Origin of the sequence: Fictibacillus halophilus, from assembly GCF_042680145.1 — a bacterium.
GTDB lineage: Bacteria > Bacillota > Bacilli > Bacillales > Fictibacillaceae > Fictibacillus > Fictibacillus halophilus_A.
In genome coordinates this window covers 42132-67160 of sequence record NZ_JBHTNQ010000007.1, presented here as the reverse complement: position 1 = coordinate 67160, position 25029 = coordinate 42132, and the positions used below count along the sequence as shown (strand labels likewise).

General features: G+C 39.7%; 29 protein-coding genes. 22 read left to right on the top strand and 7 right to left on the bottom strand.

Annotated features, from left to right (window positions below):
- Window positions 1-112 precede the first annotated feature (112 nt).
- The 12 genes from ACFQ4X_RS17975 (at window position 113) to ACFQ4X_RS17920 (ending at window position 10534) form a co-directional block, all read left to right on the top strand.
- Window positions 113-580 (top strand): redoxin domain-containing protein, encoded by a 468-nt coding sequence (locus ACFQ4X_RS17975; protein ID WP_379837597.1) that lies wholly within the window; start codon window positions 113-115, stop codon window positions 578-580.
- A 2-nt stretch (window positions 581-582) separates the two neighbouring features.
- On the top strand, window positions 583-756 hold the full coding sequence (locus tag ACFQ4X_RS17970) for a hypothetical protein (RefSeq protein ID WP_379837595.1): 174 nt from the start codon (window positions 583-585) through the stop codon (window positions 754-756).
- A 132-nt stretch (window positions 757-888) separates the two neighbouring features.
- Window positions 889-1947 carry an SDR family oxidoreductase gene (locus ACFQ4X_RS17965; RefSeq protein ID WP_379837593.1) on the top strand — a complete coding sequence of 353 codons (1059 nt, stop codon included), beginning with the start codon at window positions 889-891 and terminating at the stop codon, window positions 1945-1947.
- A gap of 355 nt (window positions 1948-2302) precedes the next feature.
- The gene (gene rsgA, locus ACFQ4X_RS17960) at window positions 2303-3364 is read left to right on the top strand and encodes a ribosome small subunit-dependent GTPase A (protein ID WP_379837591.1); all 1062 of its coding nucleotides are present in this window, start codon (window positions 2303-2305) and stop codon (window positions 3362-3364) included.
- Window positions 3365-3791: 427 nt separating this feature from the next.
- Window positions 3792-4199 (top strand): secondary thiamine-phosphate synthase enzyme YjbQ, encoded by a 408-nt coding sequence (locus ACFQ4X_RS17955; RefSeq protein WP_379837589.1) that lies wholly within the window; start codon window positions 3792-3794, stop codon window positions 4197-4199.
- Window positions 4200-4423: 224 nt separating this feature from the next.
- Window positions 4424-5617: a branched-chain amino acid ABC transporter substrate-binding protein gene (locus ACFQ4X_RS17950; RefSeq protein WP_379837587.1), complete on the top strand. Its 1194-nt coding sequence runs from the start codon at window positions 4424-4426 to the stop codon at window positions 5615-5617.
- A gap of 91 nt (window positions 5618-5708) precedes the next feature.
- Window positions 5709-6695: a branched-chain amino acid ABC transporter permease gene (locus ACFQ4X_RS17945; protein WP_379837585.1), complete on the top strand. Its 987-nt coding sequence runs from the start codon at window positions 5709-5711 to the stop codon at window positions 6693-6695.
- 10 nt (window positions 6696-6705) lie between these two features.
- Window positions 6706-7995, top strand: coding sequence for a branched-chain amino acid ABC transporter permease (locus tag ACFQ4X_RS17940; RefSeq protein ID WP_379837583.1), 1290 nt, complete (start codon window positions 6706-6708; stop codon window positions 7993-7995).
- Between the two features lie 14 nt (window positions 7996-8009).
- On the top strand, window positions 8010-8786 hold the full coding sequence (locus ACFQ4X_RS17935) for an ABC transporter ATP-binding protein (protein WP_379837581.1): 777 nt from the start codon (window positions 8010-8012) through the stop codon (window positions 8784-8786).
- A gap of 11 nt (window positions 8787-8797) precedes the next feature.
- The gene (locus ACFQ4X_RS17930) at window positions 8798-9505 is read left to right on the top strand and encodes an ABC transporter ATP-binding protein (RefSeq protein ID WP_379837579.1); all 708 of its coding nucleotides are present in this window, start codon (window positions 8798-8800) and stop codon (window positions 9503-9505) included.
- Between the two features lie 117 nt (window positions 9506-9622).
- Complete coding sequence (locus tag ACFQ4X_RS17925) at window positions 9623-10093, top strand: low molecular weight protein-tyrosine-phosphatase (protein ID WP_379837577.1); 471 nt, start codon at window positions 9623-9625, stop codon at window positions 10091-10093.
- Between the two features lie 15 nt (window positions 10094-10108).
- The gene (locus ACFQ4X_RS17920; protein ID WP_379837575.1) at window positions 10109-10534 is read left to right on the top strand and encodes a GNAT family N-acetyltransferase; all 426 of its coding nucleotides are present in this window, start codon (window positions 10109-10111) and stop codon (window positions 10532-10534) included.
- A 424-nt stretch (window positions 10535-10958) separates the two neighbouring features.
- Here the strand turns inward: ACFQ4X_RS17920 and ACFQ4X_RS17915 are convergent, their stop codons facing one another.
- Window positions 10959-11138, bottom strand: coding sequence for a small acid-soluble spore protein H (locus ACFQ4X_RS17915; protein WP_379837573.1), 180 nt, complete (start codon window positions 11136-11138; stop codon window positions 10959-10961).
- A 156-nt stretch (window positions 11139-11294) separates the two neighbouring features.
- Window positions 11295-11549, bottom strand: a complete 255-nt coding sequence (locus tag ACFQ4X_RS17910; RefSeq protein ID WP_066286139.1) for a GlsB/YeaQ/YmgE family stress response membrane protein — start codon at window positions 11547-11549, stop codon at window positions 11295-11297.
- A 158-nt stretch (window positions 11550-11707) separates the two neighbouring features.
- On the opposite strand from ACFQ4X_RS17910, the gene ACFQ4X_RS17905 reads away from it, so the two are divergent.
- The 3 genes from ACFQ4X_RS17905 (at window position 11708) to ACFQ4X_RS17895 (ending at window position 14315) form a co-directional block, all read left to right on the top strand.
- On the top strand, window positions 11708-12580 hold the full coding sequence (locus ACFQ4X_RS17905) for a YihY/virulence factor BrkB family protein (RefSeq protein WP_379837571.1): 873 nt from the start codon (window positions 11708-11710) through the stop codon (window positions 12578-12580).
- 271 nt (window positions 12581-12851) lie between these two features.
- Entirely contained in the window at window positions 12852-13448 is a 597-nt protein-coding gene (locus ACFQ4X_RS17900; RefSeq protein WP_379837569.1) for a DedA family protein, read from the top strand.
- A 402-nt stretch (window positions 13449-13850) separates the two neighbouring features.
- On the top strand, window positions 13851-14315 hold the full coding sequence (locus ACFQ4X_RS17895) for a VanZ family protein (RefSeq protein WP_379837567.1): 465 nt from the start codon (window positions 13851-13853) through the stop codon (window positions 14313-14315).
- A 21-nt stretch (window positions 14316-14336) separates the two neighbouring features.
- Here the strand turns inward: ACFQ4X_RS17895 and ACFQ4X_RS17890 are convergent, their stop codons facing one another.
- Together ACFQ4X_RS17890 and ACFQ4X_RS17885 are read right to left on the bottom strand one after the other, a co-directional pair.
- Window positions 14337-14786 carry a TlpA disulfide reductase family protein gene (locus tag ACFQ4X_RS17890; protein ID WP_379837954.1) on the bottom strand — a complete coding sequence of 150 codons (450 nt, stop codon included), beginning with the start codon at window positions 14784-14786 and terminating at the stop codon, window positions 14337-14339.
- Window positions 14787-14912: 126 nt separating this feature from the next.
- The gene (locus ACFQ4X_RS17885; RefSeq protein WP_379837565.1) at window positions 14913-16094 is read right to left on the bottom strand and encodes an MFS transporter; all 1182 of its coding nucleotides are present in this window, start codon (window positions 16092-16094) and stop codon (window positions 14913-14915) included.
- Between the two features lie 88 nt (window positions 16095-16182).
- On the opposite strand from ACFQ4X_RS17885, the gene ACFQ4X_RS17880 reads away from it, so the two are divergent.
- Together ACFQ4X_RS17880 and ACFQ4X_RS17875 are read left to right on the top strand one after the other, a co-directional pair.
- On the top strand, window positions 16183-16587 hold the full coding sequence (locus ACFQ4X_RS17880; RefSeq protein WP_379837563.1) for an OsmC family protein: 405 nt from the start codon (window positions 16183-16185) through the stop codon (window positions 16585-16587).
- 309 nt (window positions 16588-16896) lie between these two features.
- On the top strand, window positions 16897-17763 hold the full coding sequence (locus ACFQ4X_RS17875; protein WP_379837561.1) for a YfkD famly protein: 867 nt from the start codon (window positions 16897-16899) through the stop codon (window positions 17761-17763).
- 44 nt (window positions 17764-17807) lie between these two features.
- Here the strand turns inward: ACFQ4X_RS17875 and ACFQ4X_RS17870 are convergent, their stop codons facing one another.
- The gene (locus ACFQ4X_RS17870; RefSeq protein WP_077364763.1) at window positions 17808-18125 is read right to left on the bottom strand and encodes a winged helix-turn-helix transcriptional regulator; all 318 of its coding nucleotides are present in this window, start codon (window positions 18123-18125) and stop codon (window positions 17808-17810) included.
- Between the two features lie 102 nt (window positions 18126-18227).
- On the bottom strand, window positions 18228-19346 hold the full coding sequence (gene yfkAB, locus ACFQ4X_RS17865) for a radical SAM/CxCxxxxC motif protein YfkAB (protein WP_379837559.1): 1119 nt from the start codon (window positions 19344-19346) through the stop codon (window positions 18228-18230).
- 155 nt (window positions 19347-19501) lie between these two features.
- Between yfkAB and ACFQ4X_RS17860 the strand changes: the two genes are divergently transcribed.
- The 5 genes from ACFQ4X_RS17860 to ACFQ4X_RS17840 all read left to right on the top strand — a co-directional run bounded on the left by ACFQ4X_RS17860 (window position 19502) and on the right by ACFQ4X_RS17840 (window position 24520).
- The gene (locus ACFQ4X_RS17860) at window positions 19502-19693 is read left to right on the top strand and encodes an SE1561 family protein (RefSeq protein ID WP_379837557.1); all 192 of its coding nucleotides are present in this window, start codon (window positions 19502-19504) and stop codon (window positions 19691-19693) included.
- 104 nt (window positions 19694-19797) lie between these two features.
- The gene (locus ACFQ4X_RS17855; RefSeq protein WP_379837555.1) at window positions 19798-21345 is read left to right on the top strand and encodes a fumarate hydratase; all 1548 of its coding nucleotides are present in this window, start codon (window positions 19798-19800) and stop codon (window positions 21343-21345) included.
- A 272-nt stretch (window positions 21346-21617) separates the two neighbouring features.
- On the top strand, window positions 21618-22430 hold the full coding sequence (gene pdaA, locus ACFQ4X_RS17850) for a delta-lactam-biosynthetic de-N-acetylase (protein ID WP_379837553.1): 813 nt from the start codon (window positions 21618-21620) through the stop codon (window positions 22428-22430).
- A gap of 115 nt (window positions 22431-22545) precedes the next feature.
- Window positions 22546-23934: a 23S rRNA (uracil(1939)-C(5))-methyltransferase RlmD gene (gene rlmD / locus ACFQ4X_RS17845; RefSeq protein ID WP_379837551.1), complete on the top strand. Its 1389-nt coding sequence runs from the start codon at window positions 22546-22548 to the stop codon at window positions 23932-23934.
- A gap of 22 nt (window positions 23935-23956) precedes the next feature.
- Window positions 23957-24520, top strand: a complete 564-nt coding sequence (locus ACFQ4X_RS17840) for a sugar O-acetyltransferase (protein ID WP_379837549.1) — start codon at window positions 23957-23959, stop codon at window positions 24518-24520.
- A 231-nt stretch (window positions 24521-24751) separates the two neighbouring features.
- On the opposite strand, the gene ACFQ4X_RS17835 is transcribed toward ACFQ4X_RS17840, so the two are convergent.
- Window positions 24752-24916, bottom strand: a complete 165-nt coding sequence (locus ACFQ4X_RS17835; RefSeq protein WP_379837547.1) for a YfhD family protein — start codon at window positions 24914-24916, stop codon at window positions 24752-24754.
- Between the last annotated feature and the right edge of the window lie 113 nt (window positions 24917-25029).

The window sequence follows — 25029 nt, the reverse complement described above, 5'->3', positions numbered from 1 at the left end:
ATGGAGACAAGCTCTTTCCCTGCCGCATACATTAAAGAATAACTATATATTCCAACGTTTTCTTTTAAAGGAACAGGGAACTATATTCTTGAGAACTAAGGAGGTGGGTTAGTTGTTAAATACGGGCGATCGAGCACCAGATTTTACGTTGCCATCCACGCTTCAAAAAGATATTTCTTTGGCGGATTTCAGAGGCAATAAAAATGTACTTGTAGCGTTCTATCCGCTGGACTTCACACCTGGCTGAATAAAGGAAATCACCTCTTGGAAAGAGGATTATCAGCGGTTTAAAGATGCTAATACAGAAGTTCTTGCGATAAGTGTGGATCATATTTATTCCCATAATGTTTTCTCCGCTAGCCTTGGGACGCTTCCTTATCCGCTTTTAGCCGATTGGCATAAAAAAGTGACAAAAGCTTTTGGCGTATTAAACGAAGAAAATGGTACGGCAATTCGTTCTTGTTTTTTAATTGACCAAGACGGAATTGTTCGCTACTGCAATCATAAGTTTGATGCTAACGAAAGACTTCAATATGAGGAAGTATTTAAAGCTTGTGAAAACTGTGGAAAGGAAGAATAGCAATGGACAAGGAACATAAATCCAAAAATCAACATGAAGATCCAACAGCACATGCTGAAAAGGAAATTAATGAATTTTTCTATGATGAAAATCGGGAAGATGATGGTCATCCTACTGACTATATGAACAATGAGATGCCAGCGGTAAATATTGCGAAACCTGATGATGAAAAGTAAAGCTGCATTTAGCGGCTTTATTTTTTTGAGGAAGCTTGTACAAAACCCCATGAATACGGCGCCATCTTTAAGATGATGTGTTACTATAGAAGAGAAAATATGCTGATATAGGAATAGGAAGGAACCGGCTAAATGAATATATTTCTTACCGGAGCTACCGGTTTTTTAGGTGGACGCTTAATTCAAAATTTAGCGCGTGAAGGACATACGTTATTTGTACTGGCGCGTAATATAAAAAAAGCAGAGCAGCTTCTTCTAAAAACAGCTGATCTTAAAGGCGATATTCATATTATTAAAGGAGATATTACAGTTCCTGATCTGGGTATGAACAAAGAGACTCAACAGGAACTTGCCAATAAAATTGATGTTTTTTATCATATGGCCGCCCTTGTAAAGTTTGATCTAGATCTTAAAGAAGAACTTTTTCAAATAAATTTTTCGGGTACTAATTATGCTTTAGAAGCAGCGGAAAAAATGGGTGTGTCGCATTTTTACTATGTGAGTACAGCTTACACATTAGGAAAAGACGAATATGCAAAAGAAGAGCTTCATTCGTTAGACCGTTCGTTTAATAATCCTTATGAGGAAAGCAAGTGTAAAGCTGAACACCTCTGTATGGATTATAAAAAATTCTTCAACGTTACAATTTTAAGACCTGCCATAATTATCGGCGATTCGAAAACAGGTGAAGCTGATTCGAAGTTTACACTCTATGGATTAATGAGAAGTCTGGAAGTTTTCAAAAAGAGATTTCAGCGTAAAGGACTGGGTGACCGAGTTTTTCATTTATTGTGTGAGGAAGGCAGCACGCAGAATCTCGTTCCTGTAGATTATGTGGCAGATGTTTTATCCGATGTGCTGCAAAAAGGCAGAGAAGATAACATATATCATATTACAAACAGCAATCCGCCGTTAAGTGCAGATGTATTTCAAATCATGAGAGACAAGGCTGGACTCGACCTTTTCAAGCTTGCACCGTATGATTATGAGCCAAATCTTAATGAAGAAGAACAGCTGTTAAACAATGTTGTTGATGTATATAAGAATTATTTGAATCGAAACATAGCGTTTGATGACTCAAACACGCAAGAACTGATTAAATCATTAGATAAAAAACCACTCCAAATGGATGAAGAGATGATTAAAAGAATTATTAAAGGTTATCATGATAGTTCTTCAATAACAAAATAATCTGAAAGCATCTATTTACAAAATATGCATATACTGGTATAGTGGAGAAGTAAATTATTCTAACAAAACCCAAGGAGGGATGTATGATGAGACAACTTAAAGGATTGACTTCAGAGAGTGTATTGTTTCTTGTACAGCCTATTGGGACAATGAAGGATAGCAGATAACGTTTTTTGATTTGTAATTTCTGCGATTAAATTTGTCATTTTAACCATGGGCTGTGCATTCAGTTCATGGTTTTTTATATGAAAAAGAGGTTATTTGTGCACCTCCTCTCTTTCTTTAAAGAACCGTATTCTGCGGTTCTTTTTTCATTACAAAAAAATTAGACAACATTTATTCGGAGGGTATTACATTGAATTTAAAATCACTAGGTTGGAATCAAACATTTGAAGAAGCTTTTAAAGCATATGAAAATCAATTACTAGTTCCTGGCAGGATCAGCGTTGAGCATAAAGGTCTTTATGACGTTCTTACTGAACACGGTGAACTGCTTGGCGAAATCACAGGGAAAATTCGATACAATGCTACTGGAAGACACGATTATCCTGCAGTAGGTGATTGGGTTGCTGTTTCAGCTGTTCCTCAAGAAGGAAAAGCTTATATTCATGGGATCTTGCCTCGAAAGAGCAAGTTTTCAAGGAAAGCAGCGGGTCTAACGACAGAAGAACAAATTGTAGCGACTAATGTAGACACTGTATTTTTAGTGAATGCGCTAAATCAAGATTTTAATCTGCGCAGATTGGAGCGCTACTTATTGATGGCATGGGAGAGCGGTGCAACTCCAGTTATTGTTCTAAGTAAAGCTGATCTTTGTGAAGATGTACAAAGGTATATGGATGAAGTGGAGACTATAGCTTTTGGAGTACCTACTTTCGCAGTCAGTGCGGAAAACGGAACGGGTCTAGATGCACTATCTTCTTTTATAAAAGAAGGAGAAACCGTCGCGCTATTGGGATCCTCAGGGGTTGGAAAGTCAACGCTAGCCAATAAGCTTTTCGGCCAGGAAGTATTGAAGACGAACGATATTCGTGAAGAAGATGGAAAAGGAAAGCATACGACGACTCACCGTGAGCTGCTCGTACTTGAAAAAGGCGGAATACTGATTGACACACCAGGAATGCGCGAGCTTCAGCTTTGGGAAGGTGACAACAGTTTAAGCCAGAGCTTTCAGGATATTGAGGCATTTGCAGAACAATGCCGGTTCCGTGACTGTACACATAATAATGAACCGGGATGCGGCGTTCAGAGTGCTATTGAAACCGGAGAATTGGATGAAGAACGTTATAACAGCTTCTTAAAGCTTCAGCGTGAACTCGCTTATTTTGCCAGAAAAGAGGATCAAAAACTGGCTCTTGCAGAAAGAGCACGCTGGAAAAAGATTGCGGGTGACCGTACGAGAGTTCACCGGAAATAAGATATGAAATCATCCCCAAAAGGAAATGCCTTTTGGGGATTTGTTATTTTTGTGAGTGGTTCTTGAAGATTACGAGCGGTTCCTGGGATTTACGAGCGGTTTTTGGGATTTACGAGCGGTTCCTGGGATTTACGAGCGGTTCCTGGGAATTACGAGCGGTTCCTGGGAATTACGAGCGGTTTTTGGGATTTACGAGCGATTCCTGAGATTACGAGCGGTTCCTGAGATTTACGAGCGGTTTTTGGGATTTACGAGCGGTTCTTGAAGTTTACGAGTGATTCTCGGACTTTACGAGCGATGCTGAAAGTACTCAAGCCATCACTAAAGATAAAACTGTTTATGTAATCCTTGTTCAATACAATTTCCGATAAAAAAAGGTTTTTTATAGGGAATCATCAAATTAAGAAGTGTAGAGGAGGGATAGGAAGTGGCTCAAACGTTTACGATTCAAACACACCAGCGAGACGAAATGTATGAGATTACGAGTTCACTGCAAGCTTATCTGGAGGAGCAGCGTGTAAAAGACGGAGTGATGTATGTGTACTGTCCGCATACCACAGCTGGCATTACTATTAATGAAAACGCAGATCCTGATGTGGTAAAAGACATGTTAATGAGGCTTGATGAAGTGTACCCATGGGAACACCCCAAATATCGGCATGCTGAAGGGAACTCAGCTTCTCATTTAAAAGCCAGTACAGTAGGTTCATCACAGGTCGTGCTGATCCAGAACGGCGAATTGCTGCTTGGAACATGGCAAGGCGTTTATTTTTGTGAATTCGATGGACCAAGGACTAGAAAGTATCACGTGAAAATACTGTCAAATCAAAATTAATTGATGAAACCCGCTGAGTACATTTCAGCGGGTTTTTTTATTATTTTCCTACTAAAGTTCTAGCTTCGGAATGTAAGGGATTTTGTTGAACATTAGGGAAAACTTTTAAATTTAAAATAAAATATCTATTTTTACAAAATTTTAGTTGTCTACTGCCGCGGATTCATGTACTATTTTTTTAAATAGTTGAAATTATCAAAATATTCTTTCGAGGGGGATTTTAGGTGGGGATTAAAAAAGGGTTAAAAGTATTAGCAGCTTCTGCATTATCTTTAGGACTTTTAGCAGGCTGTAATGCTTCGGGAGGATCAGGAGGCAGTGGTGGAGGAAGCGGAAAGGTTATTAAAATTGCAACACAGACTCCATTATCAGGAGGAAGTGCAACACTTGGAGAATCTATTAAACTTGGTGCACAGCTTGCTCTTGAAGAAAACAAGAAGAAGTTTGAAGACTTAGGGTACAAGCTTCAGCTTCAGCCGTATGATGATCAAGCTGACCCTAAAAAAGGTGTAGCTAACGCCCAGCTTATCGGTTCTGATAAAGCCATCCTTGGGGTAGTAGGCCACTTGAACTCAGGTGTTTCTATCCCGTCATCTGAAGTCTATGAAAAGTACAACGTCCCAATGGTCTCTCCAGCTAATACAGCTACGGAAGTTACAGACCGCGGACTTAAGACAGTAAACCGTATCGTTGCACGTGACGATTTCCAAGGTCCTGCAGGTGCAGACTTTGCGATTAATAAATTAGGAGCTAAAAAGATTTTCGTTATCCAAGATAAGACAGCTTACGGAACAGGTCTTGCTGACGCGTTCAAAAAAGCTGCTGAAGACGCTGGGGCTGAAATTCTTGGATATGAAGGGATTACCGTTGGAGAGAAAGATTTCAATGGTGTACTTACACAAGTACTGTCAAAGAAACCTGACTTAGTATTCTTTGGAGGACTTTATACAGAAGGCGGCCAGCTGATCCGTCAAGCGCGTGACAAAGGAATCGATATTCCTTTCATGGGCGGAGATGGAATGGACTCTTCTACACTTGTTGAGATCGCAGGCGATGCTGTAGAAAACGTATACTACACATCTGTTGCCGCTGATGCGAGCAAAACAGAAGAAGGCAAAGATTTCTCTTCAAAATACAAAGAGAAATTTAACAAGAACGTAGAATCTTATTCTGCTTATGGCTATGACTCTATGAGCGTTCTATTAAAAGGACTTGAATCTGCAATTGAAGGCAATGATGGAGATCTTCCATCCCGTGAGAAAGTGGCAGAAGAAATCCGTAAAATTCAAGAGTTTCAAGGTGTAGTAACTAAAGTCGGATTCGATGACAAAGGTGATAACAAGTTCGCTAAAGTATATATTTATAAATTCAGTGAAGCTAAATATCCTGGAGTACAAGAAGGCGAAATCAGTAAGTAAACCAACGTTTACATGAGAGGGAATGACCCTAAAGGCCATATCCCTCTTCTTTTTTACATAAACTCCCTAGTTGTGAAAGAGAGGAATATTTATGTTAGCTGAAATTTTACAAACTTTGCCTCAAGTTCTTGTCGATGGTTTAGCACTTGGTGCAATTTATGCGGTTATAGCACTTGGATACACGATGGTTTATGGAATATTGGAGCTTATCAACTTTGCTCATGGTGAAATTTTCATGACAGGTGCATTTATAGGTGTAGCGATGCTCATTTTGATGACAGGAATGGGCTGGCTGGCTGCTATGCCTGCAATTCTGGCTTTGATTCTTGTGCTGGTCGTTACTTCCATTCTCACCGGGTTTATGGGTGTAGGTATTGAACGGATGGCTTACAGGCCGCTTCGGAACTCGCCTAAGCTTATCACACTGATTTCTGCGATTGGTGTCTCGTTTTTGCTTCAAGATTTGGTTCGTTTTATAACGGAATACAAGAGAGGGAACTACATTTTAACTGGCCCTTCCATGTTCAATGAGCAGTTTGCTATTAAATTTTCTAGCATTTCTTCATCATTCAGTGATGCGTTTTTTAAGACTTCAACGATTATCCTCATCATTTCTGTCGTGCTAATGATGATAGGACTGGACTTTTTCGTTAATAAAACAAAATGGGGAATGGCGATGAGAGCTGTTGCACAAGATCGTGAAACAGCATCGCTCATGTCGATCAACGTGAACAAAGTCATCTCGCTAACTTTCTTTATCGGATCAGCTCTTGGAGGAGCAACGGGTGTACTGTTTGCCGTTCAATATGGAACGATCGATCCTTATATTGGTTTTATCCTTGGCTTAAAAGCATTTACAGCCGCTGTACTAGGCGGAATCGGAAATATTCGGGGAGCTATGGCAGGCGGTATTATGCTTGGACTTCTAGAAATGTTTGCCGCAGCAAATCTTCAGCTTTTAACCGGCGGTATTTTTGGGGCTGAATATAAAGATGTTTTTGCTTTTGCGATCTTGATCGTAGTTTTGATTTTTAAACCAGAAGGACTGTTTGGAAAAGCAGTTACTGAGAAAGTGTAGGTGAAGGTGCATGCATAAGCTGACAAATAAACTAAAAGGCAACAAACTGGCTCAAATCATACTTCTCGTGCTTTATGTGTTAGTAACTTCACTGAGCTTATACTTGGCTCAAGCATCTGTAACAGCATTTCTTCTGCTCTTATTTTCTTTGCTTCTCTTGTACTATACGGAACTGCCTGACCGATTAAAATGGGTAATTGCAGGTGTGGTATTGATTGGTGTCATACCATTCGTTTCAAGTACAGGGCCAGGGTACCAGTCCTATATGGAAGTGGCTACAGTTGTAGGAATCTATGTTGCGATGGCACTTGGATTGAACATTGTAGTCGGTTTAGCCGGACTCTTGGATCTGGGATTCGTGGCGTTCTTTGCCATTGGCGCATACACGTACGGAATCTTTGCTACAGGACAGGCATCTAATTTTATGCCATTCGGTGATTTTCCGTTATCAGGGGAGAGCTTCTGGATCTTTATTTTAATCGGCTGTTTTGTAGCGGCACTTTTCGGAGTGCTTCTAGGTATACCGGTTTTGCGTGTAAAAGGTGATTATCTTGCAATCGTAACACTCGGCTTTGGGGAGATAATCAGAATTGTTTTCAACAACCTTGATAAGCCTGTTAATATCACGAACGGTGCGATGGGGCTTGCTTCTGTAAAGCCGCCTGAAATTTTCGGCTATCAATTCGTGTATCCGAATCAGTTTTATTTTATCGTTCTAGCAATATTACTGTTTGTCATTTTGGCTGTAAGAAGATTCGAATATTCAAAGATTGGCCGTTCATGGAAAGCGGTTCGAGAAAACGAGATTGCTGCACAATCTATGGGAATTCACCTTGTAAGGACAAAACTATTGGCATTCGCGATTGGAGCATCTTTCTCGGGAATGATGGGAGTCGTCTTTGCAGCTAAGCAAACGTTCGTTGATCCTACAAGCTTTACATTGCTTGAGTCTATTACGATTCTCGTAATGGTTATATTGGGCGGGATGGGCAGTGTGCCTGGAGTTATATTAGGTGCTGCAGTAATCACGATCTTAAACCTTCAAGTTCTCACGGAAGTAACGAATTACTTGAACCAGTTGAGTCTTAACGGAGTAATCAGTTTTCCTGAGGCGCTGGCACCTGCTAAAATGCAGCGGTTTATTTTTGGAGCTATCTTAATAGTATTTGCAATCTATCGCCCTCAAGGATTAATTCCTGCGAAAAATCCTGTGTTCGATGAGGAATCTCTAAAAGAGGGTTCCAAAAAGCACAGAAAAGAACAGATTACAGTTGAACCTGATAAAGGATTTCAAGCATAGGGGGGCGGTATGAAATGTCTATTTTAACAGTGAGTAATTTAACAAAACAATTTGGCGGTCTCGTTGCTGTTAATTCAGTGGATATTACAGTTGAAAAAGGTTCGATTACAGCAGTTATTGGTCCTAATGGAGCGGGAAAAACTACTTTTTTCAATTTGATTACAGGTGTTTATCAGCCTGATAAAGGGAATGTGCAGCTCGGCTCAACTTCCTTAATCGGAAAGAAACCGCATGATATTGCGCGACAAGGTATTGCACGAACGTTTCAAAATATCCGTCTGTTCTCAAACATTACGGTTCTGGAAAATGTGATGGTAGGTTTGCACAAACAATTAAGAGCAGGCCTAGTCGGAACACTTTTTCAAACTAAAACGGTGCGCGAGGAAGAGAAACGTGCACAGGAAGAAGCGTATCATTGGCTTGAATATGTTGGTCTTGCTAAGCATTTGAATGAAGATGCTCAAAATCTTTCATACGGAGCGCAGCGGAGGCTGGAAATAGCCCGTGCTCTAGCGACAAAACCGAAACTCCTTCTGCTCGATGAACCAGCAGCTGGAATGAACCCAAGGGAAACGCGCGAGTTAACAGAATTCATTCACCGTATGAGAGGGGATCTTGATGTCACGATCGTATTGATTGAGCATGATATGAAACTCGTAATGGAAATTTCGGAACAAATTTTTGTATTGGATCATGGTGAAAAAATTGCTGAAGGAAAACCTGCGGAGATCCGCAATAATGTAAAAGTGATTGAAGCTTATCTTGGAAAAAGTGCCGTAACACCAGCGTAAGGGGGAGAACGATGAGTATTTTGCAGTTGAATGATGTAAACACATTTTACGGTGGTATTCATGCGCTAAAGGGGATCAGCATCTCTGTTGAAAAAGGGGAGATCGTTACATTAATCGGTTCGAACGGCGCAGGAAAATCGACTACGCTAAAGACGATCAGCGGTCAAGTGATGCCAAAAACAGGCACCGTTATTTATGAAGGAAAAGATATTTCAAAACAGCCGGCTCATTTGACGGCACAAACTGGGATTGCCCATGTACCTGAAGGAAGAAGAATTTTCCCAAGACTAACTGTAAAAGAGAATCTTGAGATGGGTGCTTTTATTGTAAAAGATAAAAGGATCGTAAAAGAACGAATGGAAAAAGTATTTCAATACTTTCCTCGTCTTCAGGAACGTTTGAGCCAAAAGGGAGGCACCATGAGCGGCGGTGAGCAGCAGATGCTTGCGATAGGACGTGCGTTAATGTCAAAGCCTCGTCTATTGCTGCTGGATGAGCCATCCATGGGATTAGCGCCAGTTATTGTTGAACAAATCTTTGACATAATCAGTGATTTAAACAAAGAAGGGATGACTATCCTTTTGGTCGAACAAAATGCCTACCAAGCTCTGCAGGTTGCACATAGAGGGTATGTGATACAAACTGGAGAAATCGTGATGGCAGGGCAGGGCCAGGAATTGATTACTAATGAACAAGTCCGTGAAGCATATCTAGCTTAAATGCCGCAGAAGAAAACCTGGCTGAAGAAAAGCCCGGTTTTCTTTTTGCTGTAGAACTTCTTTTGAAATTGGTCAGAAATGTTATAATTTAAAAGGAAGAAGAAAGGGGTATGAATCATGATTAAAGTACTCTTTGTTTGTTTAGGTAATATATGCCGTTCACCAATGGCTGAGGCTATCTTTAGAGATCTGGTTAAAAAAGAAGGTTTAGAAGATAAGATCTCAATAGACTCTGCAGGAACTGGCAATTGGCATGTAGGCGAACCGCCGCATGAAGGGACAAGAAATATTTTAACGAAGAATCAAATATCATTTGAAGGTCAAAAGGCGCGTCAGATTAAAACGAACGATCTGACACAATATGATTATATTATTGGAATGGATGCTGAGAATATTGGAAACATGCACAAGATGGCTGGGCAATCGGAGACAGGCATGATTGCAAGACTTCTGGATTTTGTGCCCGAGAATGAGTTTGAAGATGTACCAGATCCGTATTTTACCGGTAATTTTCAAGAAGTGTATGACCTTGTAACAGCCGGGTGCGAAAGATTGCTTATCGAGATAAAAAATAGAGAATCGCTATAACCAGGAGGATTAACAATGGGTGAGATCAGGCAATTGTCATCAGAACATGAAGTACGCGAAGCTTTTCCTGTGATGAACCAGCTGCGCACGCATCTTTCAGAGGACTTATTTTATGAACTTTTTCTTCATATGCAAAAAGAAGGCTACACATTATTTGCAAATTACCATAACGAAAAGATTGTCGCACTTGCCGGATTCGCCATTCTAACGAACTTTTATGATGGAAAACATGTATATTTATATGATCTGATAACGGATTCAGAGGAACGTTCAAAGGGGTATGGGGAGGAACTGCTAGCCTTTTTGGAATCATTTGCAGTCCAGAACAACTGCAATTGCGTAGCGTTGAGTTCGAATGTGAATCGCATAGATGCTCACCGTTTTTATGAAGAAAAAATGCATTATGAAAAACCGAGTTATGTATTTAAGAAACGGTTTTAAAGGAAAAACATGAGGTTAATTTAAAAATAATGTGGCAATTTGAAAGGGTTGATTTCCGCTCCAGGATGCTCGCTTTCCGCGGGGCGTATAAAGTGCTGCTCCTGCGTCTACAAGAAAATCCTGACGAAGCGCGCTTTCTCGTCGCATGCCTTGCGAGAAGAATACTCAGGTAGCTGGCACGCTGCTCCCGCAGGAGTCTCGCACCTTGCGCTCCAATCAACTTGTCAACGAAGAGTCTTTAAAAAAATGTTCGAAAACAACATTCTATTCGAAAGATCCTTTATTTATTCAATGATGGTGGGTTATCGAAAAATTCGTGATATGAAAGCTGGAATTCGAGAATATTATTAATTTTTTATTTTGTGAAATAAAAAATTTGGGGCTGCCAAAAGTAAGTTTACCTTACTTTTGGCATAGCCCCATTTTATTGTTCTTCCAGACTTGAAACCGAAACACTTTGTTTATTGTTAGGTTCATCAAGAGGATGGATTGTAGCTGTTCCATTTTGCTGATCTACATGCTCAATATAAATGCTTTGTCCATTATATGTGACGTTAGCCATGGCAGATGATGAAGAGATTTCTTGTGCGCGTTGTGCGTCCATTTTTCTTGCCTCCTTTTTAATTTTAACAAATATAATATGTGATTATATTTTCTTGAATATCCCTAGTTAACAAAAAAAGCTGGCTTATTAAGATCAATTCTGATCTAATGAGCCAGCTTTCTTTTTGAATTTGGGTTATGTTCTTGTGTTTTTTAATTATGCACGGCTACGCATGCTGCGCATAATCCAGCTTACAATAAGTACGACTACGATAGCACCGATGATAGCTGGAATAATCGCGAAACCAGCAACAGTTGGACCCCAGTCTCCTAACAGTAAGCCACCTAACCAAGCACCAACGAAACCAGCGATAATGTTACCGATGATTCCACCTGGTACGTCACGCCCTGTTAATAGTCCTGCTAACCAACCGATGATTCCTCCAATTATAAGTGCCCATAATAAACTCATTTAAAATTCCTCCTTTTTTTTGTGTGGTTGTAATATGGAATTATTCTTAAGTTACCCATTATAAAAAAATATAAACTTCTGTCGAAAAAAGTTTTTATCACCATAAGGAAAGGGAATGATAAAGGAAATATACAACTAAGTTAGGGGTGAGAGGACCATTGACTTTATGGCATATTCTTAAACACATGAAGGCAAAATCTTTCGGAATTGAATTTATGCACGGCTTTAAAAGAGGAGATGTAACAGGGCTGGCAGCACAGCTTGCTTACTATTTTCTTTTATCTTTGTTTCCTTTTTTAATTTTCTTATTAACACTAGGTGCTTTCTTTATAGAACCTGCTGAAGCACTTGATCTGCTCGAACATTTTGTACCGGCAGAGGCAATGGATTCAGTGAGAGAAAATTTGTTGGCAGTACTTGAAGGAAGAAGCGGAGGATTGCTATCTATCGGGATTTTAGCAACTATCTGGTCAGCATCAAACGCCATCAATGCTGTTATCAAAACATTGAACGAAGCTTATGGAGTTGAAGAATGCAGAGGCTTTGTAAAGACAAGGCTCTTATCGATCTTTTTAACTTTTGGCGTTGTTTTTGCATTTATTGTAGCTTTAGTTTTCCCAGTGTTCGGTAAGATGCTGGGCAATGCGGCATTTTCCTATTTAGGTTTAAGTGATGAATTTCTGACGATCTGGTCCGTACTTCGCTGGCTTATCAGTTTCTTTCTCATCGCAACAGTTGTTTCTATTCTTTACTATATGGCCCCGTGCAAAAAGTTAAAATACAGTGAAATCTGGTATGGTTCTCTCGTTGCTACATTTTTATGGCAGATCGTATCATTAGGGTTTGCTTTTTATGTAGATCACTTTGGGAATTATTCGCAAACGTATGGAAGTATTGGAGCTGTTATTGTACTCATGCTGTGGTTCTATCTAACAGGAATCGTTCTGCTTTCCGGCGGTGTGCTTAATGCTACATTCCATAAATATAAGATCGATTTTGCCAAGAAAAGGGGCTTGTTAAAGGCGGAATGATTGGAGAAGCTAGTAGTACCTTGAATTAAGGAGGTATTGCTAAATGGGAAAAAGCAACAAACAAAACACAAACCATAGCAAGAATAACAAAAATGAAAGTAAACACAAGACAAGCAGCAGTGCTAACAAAAAGAACAACTTTCATTAATAAGTAAAAGCTGTCCGGTTACGGGCGGCTTTTTTTGCTTTATTGCGAAGACTTTAAAGCAAAATTGTGATTGTGTTATAATGTTTTTCGTTGTGCCTCTAGACAGAAAGGGAGGGAGATAAGATGGAAGAACTTATACTCTCATTTATTGAATTTTTAAAGCAGTTTTCTTATTTTGGACTTATTATTGCACTTACTTTTGAATTTGTTCCCGCTGAGCTTGTTCTCCCGCTCGCAGGGTTTTGGGTATATGAAGGTGATATGAATTACTGGTTTGCTGTATTTGCAGGAACTTTAGGAGGTACACTAGGCCCGCTGACGCTTTATGCACTCGGCAGATATGGCGGAAGACCTTTTCTAATCAAGTATGGCAAGTATGTTTTTATTAAAGAAAAAGAAATTGATGCTGCTGATCGCTTTTTTGAGAAGTATGGTGCAGGAGTCGCGTTTTTCGGACGTTTCCTTCCTGGCGTAAGGACTACTATATCTGTTCCGTGCGGCATGGCAAAAATGAATGTTTGGGTATTTTCCATCTATACATTTATTGCAATGTTTCCGATTACTGCATTTTATATTTATCTTGGAAAGCAATTCGGACCGCAGTGGAAAGATGTCGGCGCAAAGGCAGAAGAATATATGCTCCCCGTGGCTGCAATTATCGTGACAGCAATTCTGTTATTTTTTGTTTTTAAAAAGGCTAGAAAATGGACATCTGTCTAAAAGACTCTTCTTTGATAGTTGATTGGAGCGGAAGGTGCGTGCCTACCACATGAGAAGCTTCTCGCTAGGCATGCGACGAGGAAGCTCACGTCGGTAGCATTGACTTGTAGACGCAGGAGCAAGAATACTTTCCTGAAGCGGTCAGGTGAGACTCTATAAGGTGCAAAGCGCGAGGAGGCTCACCGCTCGCCACGCGGAAAGCGAGCACCTGGAGCGGAAATCAACCCTTTCAAAAGCAACAATGCATACGAAAACAGCCAATAGGGAAAAACACCGCGTAAGTTGAAGAAAAATATTGGAGAGATTTTGTGTCTTTTACCTGTATCTCCTTAAGACCTTTGCGTGTTAAACTTAAAAAGGCACTTATGGGAATTTTTGAAATAAAGGCAGGAGAAAGGCAATATGAAAAAAGTTAGAATTGTTTTTAGTGTGATAGGTGCACTTTTCTTTATTGTGTACATGGCCGTTCTTATAAAAGCCACGCTTTTCTCATTTAATGAGTACGTATATGGAAAATCAGCAAATCTTGTTTTGTTCGATAGTATACGCCTGATGTGGAGAAGCGGAGATTACTGGCTGATTTTTAAGAACATCATAGGCAATATCATCTTATTTTTACCTCTTGGTCTTTTGCTGCCTTTAATATTCCGTTTGTTTAATTCATGGCGGCTTATGTTTGTAATCGGGTTTGGTACGAGCTTTGTTATTGAAGTGCTGCAATACGAATTTGCAAAAAGAATTTTTGATATCGATGACATACTTCTTAACGGATTAGGCGCAATGACAGGCTTATTTATCTATAAGTTCTTTGCCCTTCTATTTCGTCTTATGGAACGACCCTTTACTGGAAAAAAGAGAAAAAAATAAAACCGGGCTCAGCCCGGTTTTTTATTTTGTTTCTTTTCCTAGTACACGGTTAACACGTTTTGTCAGCATTTTCATTCCATCTCCGCCAGCTTGGTAATGACGAAGCTTTCCTTCTGCATCGAATACATAATATGCAGGAACATACTCATTTTCAAATGCATCCGTTAATGCATGGTCATTGTCTACAAAGATTGGCTGTGTAATATCATGTTCTGCAGCAACTTCTTTGATCTGTGCAATATCAAGATCCTTCTCAGAACGAGGCATATGAACGGCAATAACATTCAGTTCATCTTTATAATCATCTCGGAACTGATTGATGCTCGGCATTGCTTCTTTACATAAACCACAGCTGACTGACCAGAAGTGAATAAGGGTCGGCTTGTCGCCAACAAGATCGCTCTTAGAAACTTCACCATTGATCCACTCTGTTGCACCGCTAAGTTCAGGCATATCCGAACGTAATCTCATCATACAAATCTACTCCTTATAAATCAAAATTGTGTAAGTATCATTAATTCTAGTTTAAAGATTGCGCATTCAATGTCAAAATTCCTGCTTTTCATAATATGGGTAAAGTACAAAAAAATATTTAACCTATGCTGTTTTTGTCTGTACAGCATCAGCAGAAGTGCGGCTTTTCGTAAATATGATCGGCAGGCAGAGAATAAATAACATACCGCAGATCGCGAAAACAAAAGCACCGCCTTTAAACCAGCTGATAAAACTCCCCCCGATCAATGGACCAGCCATACTTCCGATGCTAAAACTGATTCCTGCTAAAATGTTGCCGGCAGGAAGGTGGTATTTTGGAAGCAGATCACTCATATAGGCGATTCCCAGAGAAAACATAGATCCAACAAACATACCAGAGAAAAAGAACAAGCCAAGAAGAACCCAGAAGGAATACATTGTCCAATAGGTAGCTAAAAACGAGAAAAAACCTGAAACGAAAGAAAAAATCCGAATAGGCTTTCGTCCATATTTATCACTTAACACCCCTAACGGAAGCTGAAAAACCAGGCTGCCTAATACAAATGCAGGCAATAAGACCGCTACCCAATCCAGACTTATACCGTTACGAAGGGCAAACACAGGAAAAGACCCATGAAGTGTTGCTTCTAAAAATCCGTATGCAAACGGAGGAAGCAATGAAACCCAAGCAATTTTAAAAACATCTTTATAACGTGAAAATGCAGTAACACCAGCCATTCGTGCCGACTCGGTCTCAGGTTTTTCATTTCGGATACTTGTCATTAGTATAAAAGAGATTAAGCAAAGCCCTGCTGCTAACCAAAACGGCAGGTTTTCGTTTACCTCGAGCATTTTTGTCATGAGAGGTCCGATTCCAAAACCAGCACCGAAAGCTATACCGTAAAGGGAGATATTCCGTCCCCGCTTGTTTTCTGGACTATTTGAAGTGATCCATGTTTGAGTAGAAAAATGGAGCATATGATCACCGATTCCGATAAGCAGCCGCAGCACGAACCAAAACCAAAATACTTTCCAGATTGGAAACAAAGAAAAACATAATATTACTGCTAAGAGACCTAACATAATAAGCGGTTTATAGCCAAACTTGCGCAGGGGCTTTTCAATGAACGGAGAAGCGATCAAAATCCCAATATACAGCGCAGTTGCATGGAAACCGTTTAACGATGCAGAGGTTCCGTTCTGCTCAAAAATAACCGCAATCAGCGGCAATAACATTCCTTGTGCGAAACCAGAAATAAAAACAATGCTGACTAAAACAGAGAATCTATATGTTGAAAGCTGCATGAGCATCTCCTTTTCAAAACAAACTAAAACCATTGTACAATGGATGCAGTTAAAAGTTGAATAAAAACTTTACCAGAGGTGTGTAATAATGGACTTTAAAATGAATGAAAAAGGATTTGAAACGACCGTTGAATATGGAAACTTAAAAATAAGCGGAGATGCCGAATATGGATTCAGGCCATTTCAGCTGCTTGTATCATGTGTAGCGGTTTGCAGCGGTGGTGTTTTAAGAAAAGTGTTAGAACGTATGAGACTGCCATACGAAAACATTGATGTTCAAGCAAAAGTGACACGTGATGAAAAGGAAGCAAACAGAGTATCAGACATTCATTTGCATTTTGTAATAAAGGGAAATGAACTTCCGCATGAAAAAGTAGAAAAAGCTTTAGTGGTAACTCGTAAAAATTGTTCGATGGTGCAGTCTGTTAAAGATAGCATCAACATCACCGAAAGCTTTGAAATACAAAAATCATACACTGAGAGGGCCGACTAAAACCATATTAGTCGGCTTTTTCATTATTGAGCATTTTTACGGTACATGTTCTTATATTTATTACACGTTCGCACAAAAACAATTGAGTTTCACGCGAATAAGCTATAGTTTCACGCCAACTGGACTGGGTTTCACGCAAGTCAACCCTGATTGCACGCCAAATGCTTTTGATTTCACGCAGTAATCCCGCATCTACCTCTAAAATAAGGTTAACTCTTATTTTATTTCCAACAATACCCCAGAGAAAGAGAGCAGTGCACGCGGATAAATTTCATGTGATAGAAAAAAATAGGGGTAAAGGAGGAAATTATGAGAAAAAGAATTTTTATTATCATATTTGTTATGCTCTTTGCTTTTACAAACCAGGCGTTTGCAGCGGAAAAAACAACTGAAAAGCCTGCAGAAAAACCGTCAGAAAAAACAACTGAAAAAACAGCTGAAAAAGCGGATGACAAAGCTGGCAAAAACGTAGACATAAAAGTTCCTGGTTCGGTGCTAAGCATCTCTAAAGAAAATACGTATCCTAACTCAGCACAAGATCTCCCATACCTTGAGCCAAGCAAGCTTGCAAAGGCGATGCTTAAAACATCTGATGTGCCGATTACGAATCCTGATCTTATCAGACTTCTGAATGAATCAAGCATTAACGCTTCTAAAGTGGCATTTTGGTACCGTGCTAAAATTTACTTAGGTCAATGGCCGCTTTCTTATCAATCAACGGAGACTACAGTAAACTGGGAGCACCAGCAGATCAATACAAATCGCTTGGATAACCGAGGGGCAAAGGCAGTAGCTAAATTATATTACAACCAGACAGCTCATAAAAAAGTGAGCGGCGGACTGACAGCTTCTATTCCAAACAGCGAAGCGGTTCAAAAGATGATGCTCATTACAGCAGCGGAAAAATCAAAACTGCCGCTTGCTTTTCAGACAGCAGTAGGTGCAGGAACAAAGAAATCGAACGTATACCATGTTTCTCCGAAGCAAGTCGGATACTTACACAGTTATGTACCGGCAGTTAACGAAAGAGGAAGAGTTACTTATGGAGAAGTATACATTGTTCTAAAAGGCGGAAAAAGAAAAATCGTTATTCAGAACGTAACACAGCAGGGAATCGGGGCTTGGATTCCAATCCAAGACCACGTATCATTCCGTTTTCATACGAGCAATATGTAAAAAAGGACAGCGTCTAGACAGCTGTCCTTTTTCTTATACAGAGACTAACAATGGTCGACCCACTGTTCGCTCCAATCTTGTATAGCATTAATAATTGATTTTAATGAATTTCCTTTATCCGTTAGTGAATATTCGATTCTTACAGGAGTCTCCGGATAAACGTTGCGCTTTACTATTCCAACTGATTCTAATTCCTTCATGCGTTCCGTAAGCATACGGTCACTCATCTCGGGAATTTGAGATTTAATATCTTTAAAACGTTTAGGACCGTCCATCAACACTCGGATGATGAGTCCTGTCCATTTTTTACCGATTATATCCATGGCAACTTCATATTTCGGACACATAGTGCTGTAATCCATATCATTCACCTCTATACTACAAAGCTTAAACTACAGTTTAATATTTGCCTTTTATTATACGTTTTAAACTTACTTTTGTAAAGTTTATAACTTTTTACCACTTTAAAGCTTTGTTGTTCTGCCGGAAAAATCAATTTCTTGATAATAAGAATGCTTAACAAGAACATTAGGACCAAGGCATTTAACAGCAGGGCAGTGGCATCCAAGTTCTTTAGCGAGCTTAGAATCATTCCAAGTATTATATGCATTAAGCAGGCTTGTATCTTTGATGTTCCCAAGCGGAGGAGCATCACCGAAATCAGTCACTATAATATTGCCGTCAAATATATTTATGTTCAGACGTGATCTTCCGTCAGGGTCATTTCTAACCGTTACATTTTCCTCATTCTGAAGCCTTTTCAGCAATTGGAGGTCTTCTTTGTTGTCGGAGCAGGCATAAAAAGGCAAGGTTCCAAACAGCATCCATGTCTTTTTATCTCGTATATCTAGAAGTCTGTGGATACTTTCTCGCATTTCATCCAGACTTATTGTTTCTAGCGTGCTTGCAAAGTCACTTGGGTACATCGGGTGTATTTCGTGCCGCTGACAGCCCATTTCAAGTATATGTTGATGTATGTCTTCCAAGTAAGGAACTGTCTTTTTATTAAGCATGGTTTCAGCAGATACCATAACACCTGCATTTGTAAGAGCACGTGCGTTTTCAGTAAGCCGAGAAAAATATGCTTCTCTTTGTGCTATCGAAGGCTTCTTCTCCATCATGGCAAAACCAGTCTCGGAAAACTCCTCCAATGTTCCCCAGTTGTGGGAGATATGAAGTACATCTAAGTATGGAATAATTTTTTCGTAGCGCGCTAAATCTAACGTTAAATTTGAGTTGATCTGTGTGCGGGCACCACGTTCTCTTGCGTATTTTAAAAGGGGCACGACATAGGTGTTTACTGATTTCAATGAAAGCATAGGCTCTCCGCCCGTAATACTGAACGCTCTTAATTGAGGAATTTCATCAAGTCTTTTTATAACTAACCCCAATGGAAGTGGTTCAGGATCTTTTGTTTGCAGTGTATAACCGACAGCACAGTGCGCACATCGCATGTTGCAGAGTGTAGTAGTCGTAATCTCAATATTGGACAGCTGCAATCTTTGATGATCGTGTATATCTAAATAAGCTTCCCATGGGTCATAGTCCGGGGTTATTGCTTTTAAAGCTGTTTTTGTAACCATTATAAAATCTCCTTCATGCCAAAATGGACAATACTTATCTTAACTGAACAATTGATAAAGAAAAAGGGTAAACTTATGTTGTCAAAAGCCTAATCTAATATTGGCAAAAGCGTCTGGCCTTGTTAAAGTAGAATGGATGGAAAGGAGAGATTAACATGGGTAACTCTATTCAGGATAAATCCTCTCAAAAAGAATATATTAAAAACCGTATTGATTTATTAGTTGATGTTTTAGATTCTATAGATGCTGAAACAGCCGGGATTGATGAAATCGACAAGATTATTTCAATGCTCGATGAGCTTGAAGAGAAGTGTAAGCAATTTCGTTACGACTGGGAAGAAAAATAAGATTGAAATCCGTTTCTTTATTAAAGGAACGGATTTTTTGCTATAATAGAAGCATTAGTATTGATTACGCTTACAACAGCAAGTCATAAAGGGGTAGTGGAGAGATGGAAAAATTTCAGGAAAGTATGTATAAACTGATTGTAGAAACATCAACCAAATTGCCAAAAGACGTCCGCCGTGCCATTCTTGCAGCAAAACTTAAAGAAAATGCAGGAACTCGCGCAGCTATGTCTTTAGATACGATTACGGATAATATTTTAAAAGCCGACGAAAATGTGTCACCGATCTGCCAGGATACAGGACTTCCTACATTTAAAATTAAAGTTCCTGTAGGTGCGAACCAAATTAAGATGAAAAAAGCGATTCGCCAGGCAATTGCTGATGCAACAAAGGATACGAAGCTTCGTCCGAACTCTGTTGATTCTATTACTGGAGATAACACTGGAGACAACCTGGGTGACGGAACTCCTGTTATCAAGTTCGAACAATGGGAAGAAGATTATATCGATGCTCGCCTTATTCTAAAAGGAGGCGGATGTGAAAACAAAAATATCCAGTACAGTCTGCCTGCTGAATTAGAGGGCTTAGGACGTGCTGGACGTGATTTAGATGGTATCCGCAAATGTATCATGCATTCTGTTTATCAAGCACAAGGACAAGGATGCAGTGCAGGCTTTATTGGAGTTGGAATCGGCGGAGACCGTACATCTGGATATGAACTCGCAAAGGAAATGCTGTTCCGTTCAGTTGAAGATGTTAACCCAAATGATAACCTTCGCAAGCTTGAAGAGTATGTGATGGAGAACGCTAATAAACTCGGAATCGGAACGATGGGATTCGGTGGAGAAACGACACTGTTAGGCTGCAAAGTCGGCGTTATTAACCGTATTCCGGCTAGCTTTTTCGTATCTGTTGCTTATAACTGCTGGGCATATCGCCGTTTAGGTGTAAAACTGAACGCTGAAACTGGAGAGATCCAAGAGTGGCTGTATCAAGAAGGCGAAGAGATCGATTTTGCAAAAGCAGATAAGGAAGCGGCTGCAGCGCTAGAGCATCAAGAAGAGAAAACAAGAAGCATTACTTTGGAAGCTCCTATTACAGAAGAGCAAATTCGTGAGCTGAAGGTTGGAGATGTTGTCACAATCAACGGCATGATGCATACTGGGCGCGACGCGATTCATAAGCATCTTATGGATAATCCTGCTCCGATCGACTTAAATGGCCAGATCATCTATCACTGCGGACCTGTTATGGCAAAAGATGCTGAAGGAAACTGGGAAGTAAAAGCTGCTGGGCCAACGACAAGTATTCGTGAGGAGCCATATCAAGGAGACATCATGAAGAAGTTTGGCATCCGTGCTGTAATAGGTAAAGGCGGCATGGGACCAAAAACACTAGCTGCCCTTAAAGAGCATGGTGGTGTATACTTGAACGCGATCGGCGGCGCAGCACAGTATTATGCGGAATGTATGGAAAAGGTAGAAGGTGTTGATCTGATGGAATTCGGTATTCCTGAAGCGATGTGGCATATCCGTGTTAACGGCTTTACAGCTGTTGTAACGATGGATTCCCACGGAAACAGCCTGCATGAGCATGTTGAAAAATCATCTTTACAGAAGCTGGAGCAGTTTAAAGATCCAGTTTTTAAATAAAAGTTGTTATAGGAACCGCAGTTCAGTGATTGAACTGTGGTTTTTTGTATGGAGGGCTGTGGGGCAGGGTCGTAAGGTCGAAATATGTCTGGGTGTGTCGACTCGTGGATAAATGGCCAAAACTTCTGGATTGAGCACCAAAATTTGTGGATTCAGCACAAAATCTTTTGAATTGCACAGAATCACCGCTGTTTCCTTAATATCCCTAGCATGGTTTTGGCTAATCAAAACACAATAAAGGTATAGGTTGTCGTTTGAAGGAGGAAGTTCTTATGAAAATCAACCGGCTCCTGTGCCTGATTTTGGTTTCCATTTTATTTTTTACCCAATCACATGTTACTTATGCCGAACGAGGTGTATCGAATCAAAAACTGGAATGGTTTTTTGAAAAAAAGGGGAAAGAAACTCCACCAGTCACTGATTCGAAATATCTTGAACTCATTAACAAATATGACAGTCTCTTTATTGGTGATCCAACAAAAAAAGACATCTATTTAACGTTTGATAATGGGTATGAGAACGGATATACAGATAATGTGCTGGATGTATTGAAACGAAAAAAAGTACCTGCTGCCTTTTTTGTAACCGGACAATTTATGAAAACTCACCCTCACCTAATAAAAAGAATGGCTGAAGAAGGGCATATAGTAGGTAATCATTCATATCATCATCCAGACCTGACACAAATTTCTGATTCACGATTAAAAAATGAATTAGAAAAAGTAAAGCTGAGATACACGGAACTCACAGGTAAGACAGATATGCACTATCTGCGCCCGCCAAGAGGTGTTTTCAGTGAAAGAACGATTATGCTTGCAAAAAAAGAAGGCTATACTCATGTGTTTTGGTCACTTGCATTTCCTGATTGGGAAACCAACAAACAACGTGGTTGGCAGTATTCCTACAACCAGATCATGAAACAAATTCATCCTGGCAGTATTTTATTATTGCATACCGTATCAAAAGACAACGCGGATGCACTTGAAACAACGATCGAAGCCCTGCAAAAAAGAGGATATACCTTTAAAAGTCTGGACGAACTGCAGTTAAAGAAAGCCGCACCTCCTTTATTGTTCAGATCATAAGAAAGCACCTTTGTGAATGATCCAAAGGTGCTTTTTGTATTCTTATTGGTAGAACTGGCGCATTTCGTCTACAATAAGAAAAGCGACTTTTAGCGAGGAAATGAGTGAATTATATATGAAAAATACAGCTAATCCTATCATGAAAACAGGACAAAGCTTTCCTTTAAGTATTAAAAGACTCGGAATAAATGGAGAAGGAATTGGATTTTATAAACGCCAGGTGGTATTTGTTCCTGGTGCACTTCCTGGTGAAGAAATTCAGGTTGAAATCACAAAAGTGTTTCCGAACAGAGCAGAAGGCAAAATCAAAAAGATAAAAAAGCAGTCAAAAAACCGGACAACTCCGCCATGCCCAATTTATGAGGAGTGTGGAGGATGCCAGCTTCAGCATTTGGCCTATCCGTCACAGTTAAAAGAAAAAAGAGATATCGTTGCACAGGCTTTTGAACGGTACACTAAAATTTCTAAAGACGAACTCCCTCTAGAGAAAACTATTGGAATGAAAGAGCCATGGTATTACCGTAACAAGAGCCAGTTTCAAGTAGGCAAGATAAATGATACAGTCATCGCTGGGTTATACAGCAGCAATTCTCATAAACTGATTAATATTGATCACTGCCTGGTTCAACACGAAGATACGAACATCGTAACGAATAAAGTTAAACAGATCATACGTGATCTTAACCTTCCTGTTTATAACGAAAGAAAGCGTACAGGGAGCATTCGCACAATTGTGGTTCGAACAGCTTTTCGTACCGATCAAATACAACTCGTTCTTGTTACAGCTACAGAAACTTTTCCTAAAATAGAACTGTTTATAGCAGAGGTTAAAAAACGTCTTCCGCAAGTAACTTCATTTGTTCAAAATGTTAATGAAGAAAAAACATCATTAATTTTTGGTGATCAAACAGAAGGGGTATACGGAAAAGACACGATAACAGAGCATTTAGGAGATCTTAGCTTTGAACTATCTGCACGTGCATTCTTTCAATTAAATCCGCAGCAGACGGTTAAGCTTTATGATGAAGTAAAAAGGCAAGCAAAACTGACAGGTAAAGAAAGAATTGTGGATGCTTATTGCGGCTCAGGGACAATAGGTATGTGGCTGGCAAATGGTGCAAAAGAAGTAAGAGGAATGGACATTATTAAAGAATCAATAGAAGATGCTAGAAAAAATGCTGAGAAACATGGGATTACGAATGCCCAGTATGAAACGGGCAAAGCTGAAAAACTGCTGCCTAAATGGCTAAAAGAAGGCTGGCGTCCTGACGTGATTGTTGTAGATCCGCCAAGAACGGGCTGTGATCAAACCTTTCTAGAAACAGTTGCAAAGATAAAACCAAAACGAATGGTTTATGTTTCTTGTAATCCTTCAACTTTAGCAAAAGATGTCCACATGTTGATAAGTAAAGGATTTGAAGTTGAGAATGTAACGCCTGTGGATATGTTTCCGCAAACAGCACAAGTAGAAGCTGTTTGTACATTGGTCTTAAAAAAACACTAGGTTAGCATGGGGAGGCTTTCTTATGACTTCAGAAAAAGAAAAGATGATTAATGGCGAAATGTATCGGCCAAATGATCCTCAATTAGAGAAAGAGCGCATAGAAGCAAGAAGGTTAACGAGATTGTACAATGCAACTTTCGAGAACGAGGCCGAAAAGAGAAACAAGCTTATCAAAGAACTATTTGGCTCAACTGGTGAAAACATTGGTATAGAACCTAATTTCAAATGTGATTACGGGTACAACATTCATGTTGGGGAAAATTTCTACGCGAACTTTGATTGTACAATTCTAGATGTTTGTGAAGTCCGTATTGGTGATAACTGCATGCTGGCTCCCGGTGTTCATATTTATACGGCAACACATCCCTTAGATCCTCATGAACGAAACTCAGGTAAGGAATATGGAAAGCCCGTTCATATTGGCAATAATGTATGGTTTGGAGGCGGTTCAATTATTAATCCAGGTGTAACAATAGGCAACAATGCTGTTATTGCATCAGGAGCAGTAGTCACGAAAGATATACCAGATAATGCAGTTGTAGGTGGAAACCCAGCAAAAATTATAAAAGAGCTTTCAGTAAAATAATAATTTTATTGCTTCAAAAATTCTGATATATACACACTATCCACAAGGTTTTCCACAGAAACTGTGTATAATCCACAATTTTTGCACAGAATTGCACATAATAAGTTATATGGTTAATCAATTTATTCACATTATACACAAGACTGTTGATAACTTTATCCACAGGTTATGCACTATCGAAAATTCTTTATATTAAAAAAAGACCTGCTATCCCAGCAGGTCTTTTTGCACTTAGCGACGGCCTTTTTGTTGGCGTCGGTCAGCGGCTTGTGCACGAGCTTGCGCTTCAAGATCGTTTTGATCTGCCAATTCACTTGAGTACTCGACGTCAAGTCCTTTGGCTTGAGAAGCATTAGCTTTGTTGTGCGATGGGGACTTTCGGTTACGTTTTTCCACAAAAATACCTCCTTAAAGATATACAATGTTTGAAACGTAAATCAAAAGCTTGTGAGGAACTTGTCCTCGAACTTAGAATGTGCAGAATACTAAATTCTGATACAGGAAGAATT